This window comes from Rhizobacter sp. P2_H2 (assembly GCF_056403375.1).
The window spans coordinates 1-2,458 of the sequence record NZ_JBFUFP010000827.1; the positions used below are offsets into that span (position 1 = coordinate 1).

General features: G+C 69.5%; 3 protein-coding genes. All 3 read right to left on the reverse strand.

Annotated features, from left to right (window positions below):
- Positions 1 to 867 (reverse strand): PLP-dependent transferase (locus tag AC1D15_RS26915; RefSeq protein ID WP_477828415.1); only part of this gene is annotated, 867 nt, incomplete at its 3' end.
- A 1-nt stretch (position 868) separates the two neighbouring features.
- Complete coding sequence (gene rimO, locus AC1D15_RS26920) at positions 869 to 2,266, reverse strand: 30S ribosomal protein S12 methylthiotransferase RimO (protein WP_047512098.1); 1,398 nt, start codon at positions 2,264 to 2,266, stop codon at positions 869 to 871.
- A gap of 51 nt (positions 2,267 to 2,317) precedes the next feature.
- Entirely contained in the window at positions 2,318 to 2,455 is a 138-nt protein-coding gene (locus AC1D15_RS26925) for a PHB accumulation regulatory domain-containing protein (RefSeq protein WP_477828416.1), read from the reverse strand.
- Positions 2,456 to 2,458 lie beyond the last annotated feature (3 nt).

The following is a 2,458-nucleotide window of genomic DNA, read 5'->3' on the forward strand; positions in this document are numbered from 1 at the left end:
GTGCAGCACCTGCGCCACCTCCGGCCGCGCCGCCCACCACCGCGCCAGCGTGCGGCTCGCCTGGTCCTGCGCGTCATAGCGCAGCGCGAGCGACGGCAGCGCGCGCAGCACGAACTCGACGTCGTTCGCGCCGACGCCCCAGCCCATGCGCATGTGCGTGAACTTCAGCTTCAGGTGCAACGGCTCGTCGCGCGTGGTCACCGAGCCCATCAGCACGTCGGCGCCGCCGGACGGGTATTTCGTCAGCGCCTGGATCGAGATGTCGACGCCGAGCGCGAACGGGTCGAACGCCAGCCCCGCGCCCCAGGTGTTGTCGAGCGCGCAGGTGACGCCGGCATCGCGGGCGATCCTGATCAAGGCCGGCAGGTCCGGGAATTCCATCGTCACCGAGCCCGCAGCCTCCAGCCAGACGAGCTTCGTCGCCGGGCCGATCGCGGCCTGCAGCGAGGTCGGGTCCATCGCGTCGTAGAAGCGGTGCGCGATGCCCCAGCGCGCCAGCTCGTGGCGCGCCAGCTCCTTGTTGGGGCCGTAGGCGTTGTCGGGGATCAGCAACTCGTCGCCGCTCTTCAGCAGCGCCATGTCGACCAGCGTGATCGCGGCCAGCCCGCTCGGCACCAGCAGCGTGTGCAGGCCGCCTTCGAGCGTGGCGATGCGCTCTTCCAGCGTGAAGCTGGTCGGCGTGCCGTGCAGGCCGTAGGTGTAGCCGGTCTTCTCGCGCCAGGTGCGCGCATGCAGCGCGGCCGTCGTCGGGAAGATCACCGTCGACGCCTTGTACACGCCCGGTGCCACCGCGCCGAAACCGGCCGGCGGCACGTAGGGGTGGTGGATCAGCGCGGTGCGTTGGTCCGGCTTGTCGTCGGCCGCCATTTCAGATGGGTTGTGCGACCAGGTCGTGTCCCTGGGTGCCGACGATGCGTGCCTTCGTGAACTCGCCGACCTTCAGCGTCTTCGAGGCCTTCTCCGGCGGCAGCAACTTCACATGGCCGTCGATCTCGGGCGCATCGGCATAGCTGCGGCCGATGCCGCCCTTGCGGCCGAGCGCCGGGGCCGAATCGACCAGCACCTGCATCGTCGCGCCGACGCGCTCGCGCAGCTTGGCGGCCGACACCTCTTCGGCCACCGCCATGAAGCGCGCGCGGCGCTCCTCGCGCAGTTCGGCCGGCACCGCATCGGGCAGCGCGTTGGCCGTCGCGCCCTCGACCGGCGAGTACGCGAAGCAGCCGGCGCGGTCGATGCGCGCCTCGCGCATGAAGTCGAGCAGGTGCTCGAACTCGGCCTCGGTCTCGCCCGGGAAGCCGGCGATGAAGGTGCTGCGCACCACCAGTTGCGGGCAGATCTCGCGCCAGCGCTGCAGGCGGTCGAGGTTCTTCTCGCCGTTGGCCGGGCGCTTCATGCGCTTCAGCACGTCGGGGTGCGAATGCTGGAACGGCACGTCGAGGTAGGGCAGCACGCGGCCCTGGGCCATCAGCGGCAGCACCTCGTCGACGTGCGGGTACGGGTAGACGTAGTGCAGCCGCACCCAGGCGCCGTGGCGCTCGGCCAGCTCGCCGAGCTTCTCGCACAGGTCGAGCATGCGGGTGCGCACCGGCTTGCCGTCCCAGAAACCGGTGCGGTACTTCACGTCGACACCGTAGGCGCTGGTGTCCTGGCTGATCACCAGCAGTTCCTTGACGCCGGATTCGAACAGCCGCTGCGCCTCGCCGAGCACGTCGCCGACCGGGCGCGAGACCAGGTCGCCGCGCATGCTGGGGATGATGCAGAAGCTGCAGCGGTGGTTGCAGCCTTCGCTGATCTTCAGGTAGGCGTAGTGGCGCGGCGTCAGCTTGATGCCCTGCGCCGGCACCAGGTCGATGAACGGGTCGTGCGGCTTGGGCACGTGCAGGTGCACCGCGTCCATCACCTCGTGCGTGGCATGCGGGCCGGTCACGGCCAGCACGCTCGGGTGCATCTGGCGCACCAGGTTGCCGCCGCCGTCGCCGGCCTTGGCGCCCAGGCAGCCGGTCACGATGACCTTGCCGTTCTCGGCCAGCGCCTCGCCGATGGTGTCCAGGCTTTCCTTGACGGCGTCATCGATGAAGCCGCAGGTGTTGACGATCACCAGGTCGGCCCCGGCGAAGGTCTTGGAGGTGTCGTAGCCCTCGGCGCGCAGTTGCGTGAGGATCAGCTCGGAATCGGTCAGCGCCTTCGGGCAGCCGAGCGAGACGAAACCGATCTTGGGGGAGGCGGACGCCGTGGGGGTGGCTGTCGCCAGCAGGTCTTGTGTCATCCGCGGATTTTCGCCGATTGGCGAAGCCCCGCGGGTGCGGACGGGCTGGAATCAGCGCTTGGGAGGCACGAAACCGGGCATTCCCGGGAAAAGGGCCTCCGCCTGCTTGGCCATCTGCTCGAACATGCTGCGCGATTGCTCGAGGTAATTCCCCATCACGCCCTGCATCCCCGGCGCCTGCCCGTTCAGGAA

Coding starts and splice junctions, on each gene's coding strand:
- rimO (WP_047512098.1), bottom strand. CDS start 2,266: ATGACACAAGACCTGCTGGCGACAGCCACCCCCACGGCGTCCGCCTCC.